Consider the following 16,205-nt stretch of genomic DNA (forward strand, 5'->3'; position numbering starts at 1 on the left):
GTTCAGGAAGTAGTTATGAAGTGTTTCCGCAGAGTTTAAGTACGCAATAGGCGCGCAATTTCTGCGTGAGGGACAAAGGTGTCACTTGCGTGGATAATGCTTGCCTAACCTTGGCGATATGCAACTATCACAATTTCCACTACGGACTCGGGCTCGCCTCGGAAACATGGAGGTTTCCCCAGAACACCGACTCCGTCTGTATGAACTTGGAGTTCGCCCAGGAAGCGAATTCTTCATTGTGAACAAGGCCGCTTTCGGAGGCCTCGTCGTTAATATCGCCGGTGCGCGCGTCGCTGTTGATCGTCGCAGTGCTCGGGCAATCGAAGTGGAGGAAATCGCATGAGCTGCCCGCACTGCTCTCCCAAATCAGATGTCGCTGTGTTGGACACACCGACCTCAAGCGGTGGAGAAAGAACGATTGTCTTAGTTGGTAACCCGAACGTTGGGAAATCAACACTGTTCAACGCGATTACTGGTGCCCGTCAGCACGTCGTTAATGCTCCGGGTACCACGGTTGAAATGAAGCGCGGTACGTGGCGTGCACTGGGCGCAAATCTTGTTGATCTTCCCGGAACTTATTCCCTGATCGCATCTTCTCCCGACGAGCAAGTCGTGAGTGACACTCTTTCTGGTGCAGAGGGTTCATTCACCGATCCCAGAACCGGACGAAAAGTTGATCTGGCTATTGTCCTTTTGGACGCTAGCGCAATGACGCGTTCGCTATACCTCTTGGGACAGGTTGCGCAAGCTGGCCACCCCGTTGTTGCCGTCGCTACCATGGTTGACGTTTCTGAGAAGGACGGCCAGAAATACCCGGTCGATAAACTTGCCGATGAGTTGGGAATTCCCGTTCTTGCGGTAGACCCGCGCCACTACGACAATCCCGATCTATTAGAGGGAATTGTCCGTCACGCGCTCGAAGAGCACACGCGTCCGAAGGGGCTTCCCGTCAACGCGGCTGATGGAAGCTGTACCTGCGGATGCGGTGGGCTAACCCAAGCAGATGAACTCTTTGCCTGGGTTGACCGCATCGAAACCGCAGTAGTCGGAAAAGCTGAAGGCGACCCCATCCTCTCGGCCTCTGACAAGATTGACCGAGTACTGCTCAACCCCTGGTTGGGAATCCCGATCTTCTTTATTCTCATGTGGGTCCTTTTTAAAGTCGCAGGTGAATGGGTCAGCCCGGTCCAGGACTTCTTCGAACACATCTTCTCTTCAACGGATGAAGGTTTCCTTTCTCTGGCAAACGGCATCACCTATCTCCTCACGCTCGGGGGACTCCAGGACAGCTGGCTTCACAGCTTCCTCATTGGCGGCCTGTGCACCGGTTTGGGTGTGGTCTCTTCCTTCATTCCCCTGATGTTCATCATCTTCTTGATGATTTCCATCCTGGAAGACTCTGGCTACATGGCCCGCGCCGCCTTCCTTGGTGACCGCGTCATGCGTGCGATCGGCTTGGATGGTCGCGTGATCTTGCCGCTCATCATGGGATTTGGCTGCAATCTGCCGTCGCTGGCAGCAACGCGAACGCTTCCCAACACTGCCCAGCGAATTGTCACGACCATCATCACGCCCTACACCTCGTGCGCAGCTCGACTGACTATCTACTTGATGATCGCCCGGATTTTCTTCCCCGATAGTGCTGGAACAGTAATCTTCTCGCTCTACGTACTCTCGCTCATCATGGTGGTTCTCGGAGCGTTGATCTTAAAGCCGTTCTTCACGAAGAAGACCACGGATTCTCCGCTGTTCCTAGTACTTCCCGCGTACCAGGTTCCACGTGTTTTCGTGATCGTGCGGACCACGTGGCTACGTGCCTGGGCCTTCGTGACGGGTGCCGGCAAGATCATCTTGGCCATGACCTTCGTCGTGTGGCTGATGGGTGCCATCCCCATGGCAGGAAACTACTCTTTCGCAGACTCTGAACTCCCTATGGAGGACTCCCTTTACGGGCGTACTGCTCAGGTGCTTGAGCCTGTCTTCAAGCCCGCTGGTTTTGGTGAGTGGCACATGACCGGAGCTCTGATGACCGGCTTCGTTGCGAAGGAAACGGTGATCTCGTCGATCGTCACCTCCTACAACATGGATCCCGAAACAGAAGGTGGAGATGCTGAGGACGGTGGCGATGATCTTGGTTCGCTGCCCCAGCTGGTCACCGAGTCCTTCCAAAAGTCTGCAGGAGATGCAGCGCCAATCGGTGCCTTTGCATTCTTGGTCTTTGTGCTGACCTACACGCCGTGTATGGCGACAGTAGCTGAACAAGTCCGTCAGATTGGCGGAAAGCTCACGGCTGCCGCTGTTGCAGTCCAGCTCTGCACTGCTTGGCTGTTGGCTGTGGGCGTCTTCCAGATCGGACGGCTACTTTTCTGATGGCTTCTACGCAGTTTGTCTCTCCCGTCCAGCGTCTTAGAGAGGCGCTGGCGCGGGGGTGCACCCTGGAAGCCGCAGCAGCGCAGGCGCAGGTGTCGAAGGCATTCGCCGCTGTCGTCATTGAGGACATGCAGCGCCGAGGCCACGCAACCAGCGCGCAGTCGCTGTGTGCTTCGGGCTTGGGTGCGTGTCACGGGAATAAGGCACCCGAGGTGATGCTTCACTGTTCGGGATGCCCTCTGGTTATCTAGCACCCGCCTGAGCTTAATCAACAAGAAGGCTCCCTGTTGACCTGCATGAAGCAACGATCGACAGGGAGCCTTCTGCGCAACTGCTTGAGGTTTACTTCACCCCGGTGATTTCACCGTCAGTGGTCAGTTCAATTCGTTCTGCCGCAGGGTGAGCCGACAAACCGGGCATCGTCGAGAGCATTCCCGAAATTGCGTAGACGTAGCCTGCCCCAGCCGCAAGACGGACTTCGCGAATAGGAAGAGTCCAACCCGTAGGCGCGCCCTTCGCTTGTGGATCGGCGCTGAGGGACATCGGAGTTTTGGCAACCACAACCTTGAGTGAACCAAAGCCAGCTGCCTGGTATTCCTTGAGGCGCTTTGCGGCAGCAGGAGTGTAATCCACACCCGATGCCCCGTACATTGCGGCAACCTTCGCAATCTTGTCCTCGAGGGAATCAGTATCTTCGTAGAGAGGACGAATCTGCGCATCGGCGGATTCTTCACACGCTGCAGCTACTTCACGTGCAAGCTCACGCGCGCCTTCGCCGCCCTCAACGACACCGAGGGAGCGCGCCACACGCACCCCGGCCTCGGCACAAATTTTCTCGATCTCAGCGAGCTCGGCCTCGTGGTCGGTGGGGAAGACATTGATCGCAACGACGGGGTTCAAGCCAAAACCGCGGACAATCTCGATGTGCTTGAGAAGGTTTGCGCTACCCGTGCGAATCTCTTCGACGTTTTCCTCGGTCATAGCATCGGGCAGGGGTTTGCCCGGAGCGAGGCGGTACTTACCGGAGTGGGACTTGAGTGCGCGAACCGTCGTGACGATTACCGCGCAATCGGGACGCAAACCGCCCACGGGGCACTTGATATCGAAGAAACGCTCAGCGCCCATATCCGCGCCGAAACCGGCCTCGGTCACCACGTAATCACTGTGTTGTCCAGCAAGGCGGTCCGCGATCACCGAGGAGCATCCCGTTGCAATATTGCCGAAGGGGCCGGTGTGAACCAGGACCGGGCTACCCTCAGTCGTGCGCAAAAGGTTCGGACAGAGTGCATCGCGAAGGAGCGCAGCCATTGCTCCCGCAGCCTTCAGGTCCTCGGCGGTGACATATTCGCCGGCCTCATTTTGACCGATCACAATGCGTCCCAAGCGCTCGCGGAGGTCCGAGTAAGAGGTGGCTAGGGACATGATGACCATGACCTCGCTGGCAGCGGTGATATCAAAGGACGACTGCCGAGTTACGCCATCAATTGCGCCCCCCAAGCCCGTGACGACGTGGCGCAAAGAGCGGTCATTAACGTCCAGAACGCGAGGCCATGTGATGGAGCGTTCCTTGATGTGAAGCTCATTTCCCTGATGCAGGTGGTTATCGATCATTGCGGACAGCAGGTTGTGAGCAGCTGTGATCGCGTGGAAATCGCCGGTCAGGTGCAGATTCATCTTCTCGAATGGCAGGACCTGGCTCTTGCCATTGCCGGCCGCACCGCCTTTGACACCGAAAGTCGGGCCCATTGATGGCTGGCGGATTGTCAAAGTGGCGCTAGCGCCTTCAAGTGCCAACCCCTGAACGAGGCCAATAGCAGTCGTCGTTTTTCCCTCGCCGAAAGGTGTGGGGGAAGTTGCTGTCACAACGACGTAGCGGGCTCGTTGGGGAGCGGAAGTGTCGACAGCGGCCAGATCAATCTTTGCCAGATCAAATCCGTAGGGGAGAAGGTGCTCACTGGAAATACCCGCGCGTTCGGCCAAATTGACCAGCGGTCCCAGCTTGGACGCAAAATCAGTTGCAACAGTGCTCATGGAGATAGCTTAAGTCACTGCGGGCAGACGGACTCGGTAGCCCGAGTGCTGGGAAAATGTTGCCTTACGGCGTTCCCTCTCGTGGCGAAGGAGTCATTTCCATTACGGTGGTTTTGTGGCCGTTAATTTCTTTTCTCGATCGACGCAAGATTCCTCACGGGAACCGGTAGATACCGTTCCCGAAACGCCGAGCGCACCCAGCGACCATGTTGTCCAAGAATGGCGTGCGCAACTGCGCCTATTGACTTCGCAGGAAGGTGGGAACTCGTTCCCAAGCCTGACTGTTTCTGAGGCGCATCCGGGAGGATTGGCGCAGCTTTATGCCGGACGACCCACGAAATTGTCCAGCCTGATCCGCGAAAGTGCGGCCCATAAGCGTGCTCTTGAGCGCGCACGTTCCCTGGTTTCTTTCGCCCATGAAATGGCAATGCGTCACGGTGTTGCCCCTGTTCACATTGCCATCGGTCACGCGCAGTGGGGCAGCGGCGACGCCAGGCAAAGTGCCCCCGTTTTTCTTCGCCCGCTGCGTCTTGCCATTGAAGGTGATGATGTCGTTATCACCTTGCGTCATGGAATGGAGCTCTCTGCCTCTTTCGAAGATGCGCTCGCGGACAAGGGCGTGCGCATCGATATGGATGAAGTTGCACATCTGTCGACTCAGACGCACGGTTTTTCTGCATCCGTGGTTTTGGACCATGCCCGGCGGGCGGCCTCGGTTCTTGAGAACTTCGACGTTCGTGAAGAATTGACAATTGGGATTTTTGAACACCCAGCGGCACTTCTACTCCGCGAGCTTGACCATCCTGCCGTTCTGATGAAGAACCGCGTCATTCGTGCCCTTGCTGGGGACGCGGCGGCCAGAAGCGCAATTTCTGGTCCTCTTCCCCAATCGAACCCCAGTGATCGCGACCCCGATGAGGAACGCGGTGCGGGTGACCTGACACCGAAGCAACAAGATGTTGTCGAGGCCGTTGCGGATGGTCATTCCTTCATCGTTGATACGCCTTCGGGTGCAGATGATGCTTCCCTCATTTCTGCGATTATTGCCGATAGTGCCGCGAATGGACGCACACTGGTTCATATTGCAGGTTCGCCCTCGCGTGCCCTTGCGGTTCACGGGTGTCTTCGTGAGCTCGGTATCGATGAGGCCGCGGTACGTATTGATGGCTCGAATGCGACCGATGCGCTACTGGGGGAGAAGCTTCTTCACGCGGCTGATGACACGAACTCGGTTGAAGATACGGCCGAAGTTGCGCAGATGCGTGCGCGTTTGCGTACCATCCGTCAAACCTTGTCTTCTTACACCACCTATCTGCACCGTCCCTTTAAGAATTTCGGTGTCAGTGCTTTCAATGCGCTTCAGGTTCTCACTGATCTGACGGCAACAAAGCCCGCTCCCCGAACTCGTGTGCGCCTTGGCGAGGATGTCCTTCTTGAGATCGCCTCCGACCAGGGAGTGCGTGCCCGCGAACTTCTTCACGAGGCCTCGGCCCTAGGAGTTTTCTCGCGCCAAGCACAGGTTGGTCCCTGGAAGGGGATCGTCATTGGTTCCCAAGAGCAGGTTCCTGATGTTCTTGAGCGAGTTGATCGTCTGGCAAAGGAAACACTTCCGCAATTGCGAGTCATCATGGCCTCGGTTGCGGGAGAAAGTGGGATCACTTCCGCTGTCGATATGCGTCAGTGGTACGCGCAGCTGTCGATGTTCGAGGGTGTTCGTGAGGTTCTGGATATCTTCCAGCCCCGCGTCTTTGAACGCTCTGCAGCCGATATGGTGATTGCGACTGCTTCGAAGAAATGGCGGCAAGAACACGGTATTTCGATGTCGCGTTCTCAGCGAGTCCGTTTGGTCAAACAAGCGCAGGACATGCTCCGCCCGGGGACCCATGTCAATGATCTTCACCGTGCGCTGCTGACCGTCCAGGAACGACGTGATGTGTGGCGTCAGCATTGCGATTCCGATGGCTGGCCGACACTGCCCTCGAACCTGACGCAGGCTGTAGAACTGACCCAGGATGTTGCTGAAGATCTTGAGCATCTGACGCCCATGTTTGTGACGGCTTACGGTGATCTTGAGGCGATGCCAATTGCCGACTTGGCGAAACTGTGCGAGAGGCTCAGCGGCGATCCCGAAGGTGGTTACGAGCTTCCTCGTCGCGTTGCGGTATTGAAGGCTCTGTCCGAGCTTGGTCTTGAACCGCTGACCCGAGATCTTCGTCAGCGTCATGTCGCTGACGACCAACTGGATGCCGAACTCGACCTAGCGTGGTGGGCATCGATCTTGGGCTTGATGCTGGCAACCGATTCGCGCTTGGGCGGGTTTGATCCTGCAGTTTTGGAGCAAACCCTGATCGAAGGCCGAGATTTGGATCGCCGCCAGGTCGCATCTTTGGTCCCGCAGGTCATTTCGCGTCTGCATCGGGTGCGTACGCAGGCTTTGGCCGATGATCCGCAAGCATTGCGTGCTCTTGAATTGGCCGTCCAAGACCAGCATCCGCTGACGTCTTTGTACGCGCAATTCCCCTTGTCGTGGAAGCTTGTTCCCGCGGTTTTGACGGTTCCTACGCTGGTTCCCCAAATTCTGCCTGAACAGCAACAGGTTGATGTCGTTATTTTGGACGGCATCGATGAACTCCCCATTGCAGAATTGGTCCCGATTATTTCGCGAGCATCGCAGGTAGTGGTTTTTGCTGATCTTGCACAGGAACACAGTGAGGATGCCGTCGAAGCCCTAGCCGAGGTTCTTCCGCAGGTGCGTATGGACGTTCGCCCCACGCGCTTGAACGATCAGATGGCATTGCTTCTTGCCCGATACCGCGTTGACCATACGGGTGTTCCAGTTCCGTGGACTTCTGCCAGTGCTCCGGTGACCGCGGTGTGGACAGAGGGCACGGGAATGCCAACTCCGGGAAGTGAAGCCGTTGAGTCGACTTCCGTGGAAGTTGATGCTGTTGTCGAGGCTGTCCTTGAGCACGCGACGACAACCCCTGATCGTTCCCTTGCTGTCATCGCATTGAATTCACAGCACGCCGAGCGAATCCGCGCCCAACTGACGCGCACGATCGGTGCCGAGCCGGGCTTGGCCTCGTTCTTTGATCCCGCGCGTGTGGAACCTTTCGTGGTTGTTGACCCCGATGGTGCACGAGGACTAGGCCGCGACCACGTCATCATTTCGGTTGGTTTCGCGAAGACACCTCACGGTCGCGTTATTCACCACTTTGGTGTTTTCTCTTCGCCTGCGGGTGCGGGAGTAATGGCTGATGTCTTGCGCTCGGTGCGCGGAGATCTGACCGTTGTGTCTTCGATTCGACCCGAAGAGATTGATACTTCGCGTTTGTCTCAGCGTGGTGCACTGATGCTGGTCGACCTGCTAGAGATTGCTCAAGGACAGTCGGGCGCGGGTATTGATGCCTGGCCGACCCTAGAGATTGAGCCGGATCGTTTGCTCATCGACCTAGCAGATCGTCTGTACGGCTTGGGACTTGAGGTTGTTGCAAATATCGGTATTCCCGGTGGTTTGCGGATTCCCCTTGCCATCGGACACCCCGAGGTTCCGGGACGTCTGCTCCTCGCGGTTCTTACTGATGACGATGAGTATGTTGCTCAGCCTTCATTGCGTGTGCGCGATCGCCTGTGGCCTTCGATGCTTGAGGAGCAGGGATGGAAGGTACATATCGCATTATCGATGGCCGTTTTCATTGACCCCGCAAAGGAAACCGACCGTATTGTCCAGCTGGTGCTGGATGCAGTTGATGAGATCAACGGTCCCGCAGCACCAGTACTTGAGCTTCCCGAAGATCCGGACGCTGAGTTTGGCGTAGCTGAAGAAGAAGATGCTTTCGCTTCTGTTTCCGCCGAGGAGTCGCATGGGGATCAGGATGATGACGAGGCCTCGCAGGCTCGTCAGCGCCGTGATGAGTTGGTTGAGGATGCTCGTGAGAACGAGGCCGAGGCTGAGGCTGAAAACGATGCTGATAGCGCGCGTGGAGATCGCCCCGCGATTGCGCGCGGTTTGCCTCTGGCGGCCTATAGCGATGATCAATTGGATGAGGTCGCACTGTGGGTGGCATCCGATGGTGTTGAGCGCAGCGAAGAAGAGGCCGTCGACGAGCTCTGGCGCGCACTTGGATTGACTCGTCGCGGCGCCCAGACCGATGCGGTCTTGCGTCATGTGATTCGTAGGAATAGTAAGTGAGTGACGCCTCTGAGGTGACGCACCCGCACCTTCATGCGTCGGATTTAGTCAGTGGAGATAGGCCCGCAGGAGCCGAAAAACATGCGATGCGCACACGGAAGCGCAGGCGTGTGCTTTTCGTCAACGAGGTCGATGAAAAGCTAATTTCGAAAGGGATCCCTACCTCGCTGGAGGATCGAGTTTCCGACCAAGAACGCCAGGATGCGCTTGATAAGGCGCATATAGTTGGCGAGGCGGATCAGTCGAATACTGCCCGCCTCGCCGCTAACGTCCCTCCGCACTCCCAAGCACGGATTTAGTTGGTGCAGGATGACATAGAAAAACGGTGGTGGCAACCAAATGGTTGCCACCACCGTGATGTTTTCAGGCGAACAATCAGTTGTTGCTCTGAGCCTTGAGCAGGTCGCGGATCTCAGAGAGTAGCTGGACGTCCTCGGAAACTGCGGGAGCCTCTTCGACCTCTTCCTTCTTGCGGCGAGCGTTCAGAGCGTTCATCGGCATGACCACGAAGAGGTACAGTGCAAAGGCAACGATCAGGAAGTTGACCAGTGCAGTGATGATGGCGCCGGGCTGAACAGTTGCCGAGCCAACGGTGAACTCCAGGAAGCTGTCGAAGTTCGGCTTGCCGACCAGGCCACCGATGAGGGGGTTGAGGAACTTCTCGACCAGAGCGGTGACGATTGCGGTGAAGGCAGCGCCGATCACCATACCGACGGCAAGATCAACAGCGTTTCCGCGGGAAATGAATTCTTTGAAGCCCTTGAGCATGGGGAAAACTCCTTGAGTTGTGGATAGTCAGCTCTGAGTCCAGTTAGAAATCACCGAACTCGCACGTGTTGCGTGACGCTCATGCGTCAACCAAGGAGAAAGCCTATCGGCTACATCGGTGCCTTGGGAAGCTCAAAATACGCAGTTTTCCTCACATATTGCGCTTATCCTATGCAGGAGCTATTCACTTGACTCCCAGTTTAATAAAGCGCAATGGAGTAATGACTCCATCTACCGGAATATCGTGATCCTCATGGGGGAGCCATTCTTTTCCTCGATACTCCCAATCAAAAATACAAGCAATGACAGGGGCTGATGCGTTCTTATATAGCAGTGCACGGTCGTACCAGCCGCCGCCCTGGCCAAGGCGAGTGCCGGCCTCGTCGACTGAAAGACCGGCGATGAGGACAACCGAGGCCGCTTCAAGAGCCTGGGCTTCGCGGATAGGTGCGCGGCTTTGGGCTGGGAAGCGCGGGTTGGGGCGAGCGAGCTCGTCGCCTCGGGAATGAAGAGCCCAGCGGGGTTCGCGCAACAGTGTGCCGTTCTCGCGTGCAAGAACAGGAAGTAAAACGGGGTCAAAACTGGCCAGGATTCCCGAAATATCCGGTTCCTTTTCCATTGGATAAAAAGCCGCAAGTGGATGCTCGCGGCTGGGAGTGATTCCAAAAGCATCGAGCGCTTGACGGAAATTTGCGGTCAAAGCGTCACGCTCACCCTGTACCTTGCCGTGGCCTTGGGAATCCCAATACTGGTTCCTACGCGCACGAATTTCAGCACGAAGTAAGTTTTTGTGCATGGTCATTTCGCTCTCACGCCCCTTCCTCGACTACTCTAGTGACTATGACAGATCGAAATGTACCTGTGCGTCACGCGGTTGTTCCGGCCGCCGGGCGCGGCACGCGTTTCCTGCCAATCACAAAGTCTGTGCCCAAGGAAATGCTGCCTGTTGTTGACCGTCCTTCAATCGAATATATCGCTCGAGAGGCAACGGATGCCGGTATCGACGATATGCTCTTCGTGACTCGAACCGGTAAGGAATCCATCGAAGCCTACTTCGATGCCGATCCCGGTCTTGAATATGAGCTCGAGAAGGCAGGCAAGGACGAGTTTCTTGCCCTCTCCCGTGAATACCTCAAGCTTGCGCGCATGCACTCGGTGCGCCAGGGGCACCCGCTGGGTCTGGGACATGCTGTTTTGCAGGCCCGTCAGCATGTTGGAAATGCTCCCTTTGCTGTGATGCTTCCGGATGACCTCATGCACCCGAATTCCACGCTGCTCAAACACATGATTGATGTGCGCCATGCTCTTGGTGGTTCGGTTGTTGCGCTTCTGCGTGTGACTCCTGAACAGGCAACTGCCTACGCGTCGACTTCGGTTACTCCTCTGGAGATCCCCGAAGGTGTTTCCCTCAAGGATGGCGATCTTATGCGTATTGATCGCGTTGTTGAGAAGCCGCCGCTTGAAGAGGTCATGAGTGAGTATGCGGTTGTTGGACGCTACGTCTTCGACCCCGCGATCTTCGATGAACTGACAAAGATTGAACCCGGCCGTGGTGGCGAATACCAGCTCACTGATGGTTTCGCTCGCCTGATCGATCGTGATCCCGAGGACGGCGGCGGCCTGTACGGTGTCGTTGTCAATGACCGTCGTTTCGACACCGGTGACAAGCTCGGCTACCTCGAGGCCAATATTGCCCTGGCTTTGGAAGACCCGAAGCTCGGTCCGAAGTTGGCGGAGTTCTTGGTGAACGAGGCCGGTACCCAGCTGAAAGACCGTTTGGCGAAAGTTCTCGGTCTGTAATGCGCTCGGTCGCTGATTTCTATCAAGACTGTATTTCTGCCGTTGGGCAGCAGCCCCCTCTGGATGTTCAGCTTCCAGACGCCGTGGGCTGCGTTTTGGCAGAGGACGTTGAGGCTCCCTTCAACCTGCCGGTTGCTGATCTGGCTGCGTGCGATGGCTACGCGGTTGCTGCAGCTGACCTTGAAGGTGCTCGCCCGGATGCCCCTGTTGTCCTGCCCGTTACGGAAGAGATCCGCGCTGGGGATATTCACCCGGCTGCCCTGATCCGAGGCCGCGCGATCCGTATCGCGTCTGGTGCTCCTATGCCTCAGGGTGCGGATGCAGTTCTTGCTCTGGAATTCAGCGACCATGGCATTTCTAAAGTTTCCGCGAAGACTCAGCCTGCGGTGGGGGAGAACATCCGCCGTAAGGCCGAGGACGTGGAAGAAGGAACCGTTGTCCTTCGAGCGGGGACCCGTGTGGGTGCCCGTCAGGTTGCTTTGCTCGCCGGCGTTGGTCGTTCCCGTGTTCTGGTTCACCCGCGTCCCCGCGTGGTGATTTTGTCCATTGGTGATGAGATCGTTGAGCCTGGCCGTGAAGCACGCCCGGGGACGGTCTTCGATGCCAACGGCCACGCACTTTCGACGGCTATCACTGATGCGGGTGCGCAGACCTTCCGCGTGTCTGCTGTTCCTGATGAGCGTTCTGTTCTTCGTGAAACTATTGAAGATCAGTTGGTTCGTGCCGATTTGATCTTGACGACGGGCGGTATCTCTTACGGAAGTGGCGATACAGTCCGAGAGGTCTTGTCGGCACTTGGCACGGTTCGCTTCGATTCGGTTGCTGCATGGCCCGGTCATATCCTTGGCGTGGGAACTGTCGGCGGTGACGACCAGGGGCGTGCAGGTACGCCTATTTTCTGCCTTCCCGGGGACCCGGTTTCCGCGCAAGTCTGCTTCGAGGTCTATGTGCGTCCCGCACTGCGTCACATGCAGGGCTGGACTGTGCTTAATCGTCCTAGTGTTGAAGCGCGCGTAGATCGTTCATGGTATTCGCCGCGAGGCCGTCGCGAGTTCGTGCGTGTGCGTCTAGTGGGCGAACCTCGCACGGGATATCAAGCGAAGGTGATGGGAGCTCCTGCCTCGTTGCTTCTTTCGGCTCTGGCTGAATCGAATGCGCTTGCGGTGGTCCCCGAAGATGTGACGAATGTGCGCGTCGGCGATACTTTGCGCTGCATGGTTTTGGACTGATTGGGTACCTATTCGGAATGGGACTGCGCGAGCTTTTTACACCCGCTGCGGTGTGGGGGCGTGATCCGTCCTTCTTCAGCGTGCGTATTGAGGATCCAGTTTCAGAAGGTTTCATTCGTGCATCGTCCTCTGTGCCTCCTGAGATCATGACAATTCGTCCCCTTCTGGGGCGCGACCATCTGCGTATTGATTCGCTGCGACGTGCGAACTCCGCTTGGCTGAATCCGTGGGATGCAACTTTGCCCACGGGAGCAGTGGAAGAACTTCCCACCCTGTGGAATTACATGCGGCGTGCAGACCGCGATCAGCGTGAGGGTCGCTCTTTAATATTGATGCCCGAATTTGATGGGAATCCGGTTGGGCAGTTCACCCTTTCACAGGTGCAATGGGGTGCAATGAGTCAAGGAATCCTTGGCTATTGGGTCGCACAAGAGGCTGCTCATATGGGCGTGGCTTCTTTGGTTGTCGCCTACATGATGGATCTGGTCATTGGTGAACTCGGCCTGCATCGAATTGAAGTTAATGTTCGGCCAGAAAACGAGCGCTCTTTGGGTCTTTGTCGCAAGCTTGGTCTTCGCGAGGAAGGCTATCGTGAGCGCTATATGAATATCGCTGGACAGTGGGCCGACCACGTGAGTTTTGCAATGGATGCAGAGTCTCTTCCTCAAGGTGGCATGGTCGCCTCCTTGTACGGTCAAAGCTTGCGCTAGTTTGACTCCTATTCATGTTGTCAATGGTGCGCATGTGACAACTGTGATTGATGTGAATGTGCTGGGGTATTTTTCCTCCAACGATCACAGACACGCGCCCGCTATAGAACTCTGTCATGGTGCTGAGGTTTTAGCGTTAGAGGGTGGTATACGGAGGAGTTTTAGTCGCACTGGCGGTCATCGTCACCCTTGCCACCCTCCCGTACCTTATTGCTCGTCGAAGCGCGATGATGCAATCTCGAGAGAACGATCGCTTTTCTCCCAGCTTGCGTCTCGTCGAATCGGCTAGCGTCGTACCCGTCGACGAATGCGCTGACGACTCGCCCGCGCTACTCAACGGCACCCGTCCCGTGCAACGAAGGAGCTCTCCAGTGGCACACAATGCTCCGGTCCTGACCGCAGAGGCCGCCCGCGCTCGCAGTCGCGGAGTGCGTGAGATTTCTGCACTGCGCGCCCGTCGCGCTGCCCGTTTGAGTGCCGAGGCCGCTGCTGCCCGCCGACGTGTGTTGCTCGTGGCGCTAGCCGCCCTTGCAACCTTGATCCTTGCTGGTAGTGCCGCAGCAACTTCGCTGTCATGGATGTGGCCGCTTCTTCCCTTTGCTGTGGGCGTGGCAACCCTTGTCTTCTCGCGTGCGTGTGCGATTCGTTCCCAGCGCATCGGGGAAGAGGAAGTTGCACAGCTCCACAGGCTTCGCGACCAGCTCTCCCGCTCATCAGCGTCCGCGAAGGCATCGGCTGAAGTAACCACGGTTGAAGCTGACACTATCCAGCCCTCTCTTTCCGATGCCTCGGAAGAGGGCGTGGAAGACGAAAGTCAGCACGCGGACCAGGCTAGGGACGAGTCCGAGGAACTCGCTGAAGATCTTCACAATGAAGCGCAGGCAGCTGTGGAGCAGACTGTGGCCTCGGCTATCGAGGAAGAGATCCCCGCGCCAGTGGAACGTCGTACTTGGACTCCTGCTGCCATCCCGGCGCCGACCTACGCAATGCGCGCACGACTGAGCGGACGCATCGTGCACCCCGATACCGATATTCGCGGAATCCCAAGGGTGGATGCGCGTATTCCTGCTCGTCCGATCGCCGCTGGACCACTGCCAAAGGATGCGCGTTCGACCGAGGAAGTCGTCGCCTACGAAGCAGTTGTCTTGGATGTCGAGGCCGCACTGGACTCGCGTATCGCTCAGTAGTTTGGCGTGCGAAGCCTTGCTGGGGCTCCGTTTGGCCAAACGGACTTCTGCCGCTATGATGGTGAGGTCCTTGGGGCTATGGCGCAGTTGGTAGCGCGTCTCGTTCGCAATGAGAAGGTCGGGGGTTCGAATCCCCCTAGCTCCACAACCGGGGTCGGGCTGATTGCCCGGCCCTTTGTGTATCTCCAACTCTTTTGGGTAGAGAAATTCCCGGTCACCTCAGTGAGGTGGCCGGGATTCCTTTTTTCGAGAGCTTTGCCGAGGGGATGGGCCTGGGGCGGTGCTAGGGGCCCTGGGCCTTGTCCCTAGCTAGTCCTGCCAGTAATCCAGCTTTTGGGTCATGCCAATCGAAGAAGCCTTGAAGGTCGGGTTAAGTCCTGCCTTGCGCTGCTTCTGGTAATCGAGGGCGCATCGGATGGCTTTGTTGCCCAAGATGATGATCACGGGCAGGTTGATCAAGGCCATGAGGCCCATCAGGATGTCGCCAATGTTCCATGCGACCGAGAACTCCAGCAGTGCGCCTGCGAAGACCAGCAGCGAAGCGACGGCGCGGAAGATTGTGAGTACCCAGTGCGGAGTGGGCTTATCGCCGAAGAGGAATCGCAGGTTTACCTCGGCGTAGTAGAAGTTGCCAACCAGGGTAGTGAAACCGAAGAGCAGTAGGGCAAAGGTGGTGAAGGGGCCTGCGAAAGAACCGACCGTCAAGGCCATCGCGTTCTGAACCAGGGGAGCACCGGTCACGTCTCCGTTAAGTTCAACGTTGGAGGAGAGAATGACGAAGGCAGTGATTGTGCAGATGATCATTGTGTCGATGAAGACCGAGAGCATCTGAACCAGACCCTGCTTGACGGGGTGGGATACCGAGGCAGAAGCTGCGGCGTTGGGAGCGGAACCGACACCGGCTTCGTTCGAGTACAGTCCGCGCTTAATACCGTACATAACTGCCGAACCTGCGAAGCTGGAGAAGATTGCCTTGAAGTCGAAAGCGCCTGTAAAGATCGATTCGAGCATCGAGGGGATGTTGCGCCAATTGATCAGCACAACGACGATTCCGACGCCCAAGTAAATGATTGCCATGACCGGGACGAGGAAAGAAGTGATGTCCGAGAGACGACGGGTTCCGCCGAAGATTGAACCTGCCATTGCAACAGCAAGCAGGCCGCCGATGATGTACGGCGTGTAGCTGGCGTGGTACCAGCTGTATGCGCTGAATGCCTGGTTGACGTTGAAGGAGGCAAGCAGATTAAAGCCGCCCATGTAGGTGACGATCAAGGCAATTGCGAAGACGACTGCCAACCATCCCTTGCCCAAGCCGTCCTTAATGTAGTAGGCGGGGCCGCCGAAGGAATGGCCGTGAGCGGAGCGACGCTTATAAATCTGAGCCAGGGTTGATTCGATGAAAGCGGATGCCGCGCCGACGGTCGCGATAACCCACATCCAAAAGACCGCTCCAGCACCGCCCAGTGCGATAGCCGTTGCGACACCGGCGATGTTACCTACGCCCACGCGCGAGGCTGTGGAAACCATCAGTGCGCGGAACGAGGAGAAGTCGCTATCTTTCTCAGGTTTTTCCATAACGACACGAATTGACTCCCAGAACATGCGAAGTGGAAGTGCCTTCGTTCGGATAAAGAAGTACAAGCCGGTACCGATCAGAAGAATGATCAGGATGTAGCTGTACAAGGCCGTAGAGATTGCATCCAAGATGCTTGCCATGAGAGCTCCTCAGTCGAATTGGTCGGAAAACCGCAGAATCTCGCCGATTGGGAGTCCCCAATAGCCGCTGCGAAAACGTTGAGATAAGCGTATAGCAATAGTAAAGAATTGGCAATAATGATAAAAATCTAGGGCCCGAAACGGTAATGTGTGCTGGTTCACGTGGTTTTGGTTTGACGTGGTGGGGGTTGGGTGTGTAGAT

Annotated in this window: 13 protein-coding genes and 1 tRNA gene; 10 read left to right on the plus strand and 4 right to left on the minus strand. The window is 56.8% G+C overall.

The features are described 5' to 3' along the window. The first annotated feature begins 118 nt into the window (after positions 1-118). Genes QZR18_RS05010 through QZR18_RS05020 form a run of 3 tightly spaced genes read left to right on the plus strand, consistent with a single transcriptional unit; the run spans position 119 to position 2,621 of the window. Complete coding sequence (locus QZR18_RS05010) at positions 119-343, plus strand: FeoA family protein (protein WP_081581514.1); 225 nt, start codon at positions 119-121, stop codon at positions 341-343. Then, positions 340-2,370, plus strand: coding sequence for a ferrous iron transporter B (locus tag QZR18_RS05015; RefSeq protein WP_178703934.1), 2,031 nt, complete (start codon positions 340-342; stop codon positions 2,368-2,370). The genes QZR18_RS05010 and QZR18_RS05015 overlap by 4 nt, the downstream gene beginning before the upstream one ends. Next, positions 2,370-2,621: a hypothetical protein gene (locus QZR18_RS05020; RefSeq protein WP_178703932.1), complete on the plus strand. Its 252-nt coding sequence runs from the start codon at positions 2,370-2,372 to the stop codon at positions 2,619-2,621. Before QZR18_RS05015 ends, QZR18_RS05020 begins: the two co-directional genes overlap by 1 nt. Before the next feature lie 91 nt (positions 2,622-2,712). On the opposite strand, the gene QZR18_RS05025 is transcribed toward QZR18_RS05020, so the two are convergent. After that, positions 2,713-4,401, minus strand: coding sequence for a formate--tetrahydrofolate ligase (locus tag QZR18_RS05025; RefSeq protein ID WP_178703929.1), 1,689 nt, complete (start codon positions 4,399-4,401; stop codon positions 2,713-2,715). A gap of 115 nt (positions 4,402-4,516) precedes the next feature. Here QZR18_RS05025 and QZR18_RS05030 point away from each other — a divergent pair, with 115 nt between their 5' ends. Then, positions 4,517-8,593, plus strand: coding sequence for a prevent-host-death family protein (locus tag QZR18_RS05030; protein ID WP_178703926.1), 4,077 nt, complete (start codon positions 4,517-4,519; stop codon positions 8,591-8,593). Continuing rightward, positions 8,590-8,892 (plus strand): hypothetical protein, encoded by a 303-nt coding sequence (locus tag QZR18_RS05035; protein WP_178703923.1) that lies wholly within the window; start codon positions 8,590-8,592, stop codon positions 8,890-8,892. Before QZR18_RS05030 ends, QZR18_RS05035 begins: the two co-directional genes overlap by 4 nt. A gap of 76 nt (positions 8,893-8,968) precedes the next feature. On the opposite strand, the gene mscL is transcribed toward QZR18_RS05035, so the two are convergent. Together mscL and QZR18_RS05045 are read right to left on the minus strand one after the other, a co-directional pair. Further along, positions 8,969-9,361 (minus strand): large conductance mechanosensitive channel protein MscL, encoded by a 393-nt coding sequence (mscL, locus tag QZR18_RS05040; protein WP_178703920.1) that lies wholly within the window; start codon positions 9,359-9,361, stop codon positions 8,969-8,971. A gap of 184 nt (positions 9,362-9,545) precedes the next feature. Next, the gene (locus tag QZR18_RS05045; RefSeq protein WP_178703917.1) at positions 9,546-10,163 is read right to left on the minus strand and encodes a 5-formyltetrahydrofolate cyclo-ligase; all 618 of its coding nucleotides are present in this window, start codon (positions 10,161-10,163) and stop codon (positions 9,546-9,548) included. Positions 10,164-10,201: 38 nt separating this feature from the next. On the opposite strand from QZR18_RS05045, the gene QZR18_RS05050 reads away from it, so the two are divergent. From QZR18_RS05050 to QZR18_RS05070, 5 genes are all read left to right on the plus strand, one after another. Next, a complete protein-coding gene (locus QZR18_RS05050) occupies positions 10,202-11,161 on the plus strand; it encodes a UTP--glucose-1-phosphate uridylyltransferase (protein ID WP_178703914.1) in 960 nt (319 codons plus the stop codon). After that, the gene (glp, locus tag QZR18_RS05055) at positions 11,161-12,390 is read left to right on the plus strand and encodes a gephyrin-like molybdotransferase Glp (RefSeq protein ID WP_156334469.1); all 1,230 of its coding nucleotides are present in this window, start codon (positions 11,161-11,163) and stop codon (positions 12,388-12,390) included. Before QZR18_RS05050 ends, glp begins: the two co-directional genes overlap by 1 nt. A 17-nt stretch (positions 12,391-12,407) precedes the next feature. Then, a complete protein-coding gene (locus QZR18_RS05060; protein WP_178703911.1) occupies positions 12,408-13,100 on the plus strand; it encodes a GNAT family N-acetyltransferase in 693 nt (230 codons plus the stop codon). A 143-nt stretch (positions 13,101-13,243) separates the two neighbouring features. Then, positions 13,244-14,287, plus strand: coding sequence for a hypothetical protein (locus QZR18_RS05065; protein ID WP_295910531.1), 1,044 nt, complete (start codon positions 13,244-13,246; stop codon positions 14,285-14,287). A 72-nt stretch (positions 14,288-14,359) separates the two neighbouring features. Continuing rightward, positions 14,360-14,432, plus strand: a tRNA-Ala gene (locus QZR18_RS05070). Positions 14,433-14,596: 164 nt separating this feature from the next. On the opposite strand, the gene QZR18_RS05075 is transcribed toward QZR18_RS05070, so the two are convergent. Beyond that, positions 14,597-16,003, minus strand: a complete 1,407-nt coding sequence (locus QZR18_RS05075) for a sodium:alanine symporter family protein (RefSeq protein ID WP_178703909.1) — start codon at positions 16,001-16,003, stop codon at positions 14,597-14,599. Positions 16,004-16,205 lie beyond the last annotated feature (202 nt).

Origin of the sequence: uncultured Actinomyces sp., assembly GCA_900541895.1 — a bacterium.
Classification (GTDB): domain Bacteria; phylum Actinomycetota; class Actinomycetes; order Actinomycetales; family Actinomycetaceae; genus Pauljensenia.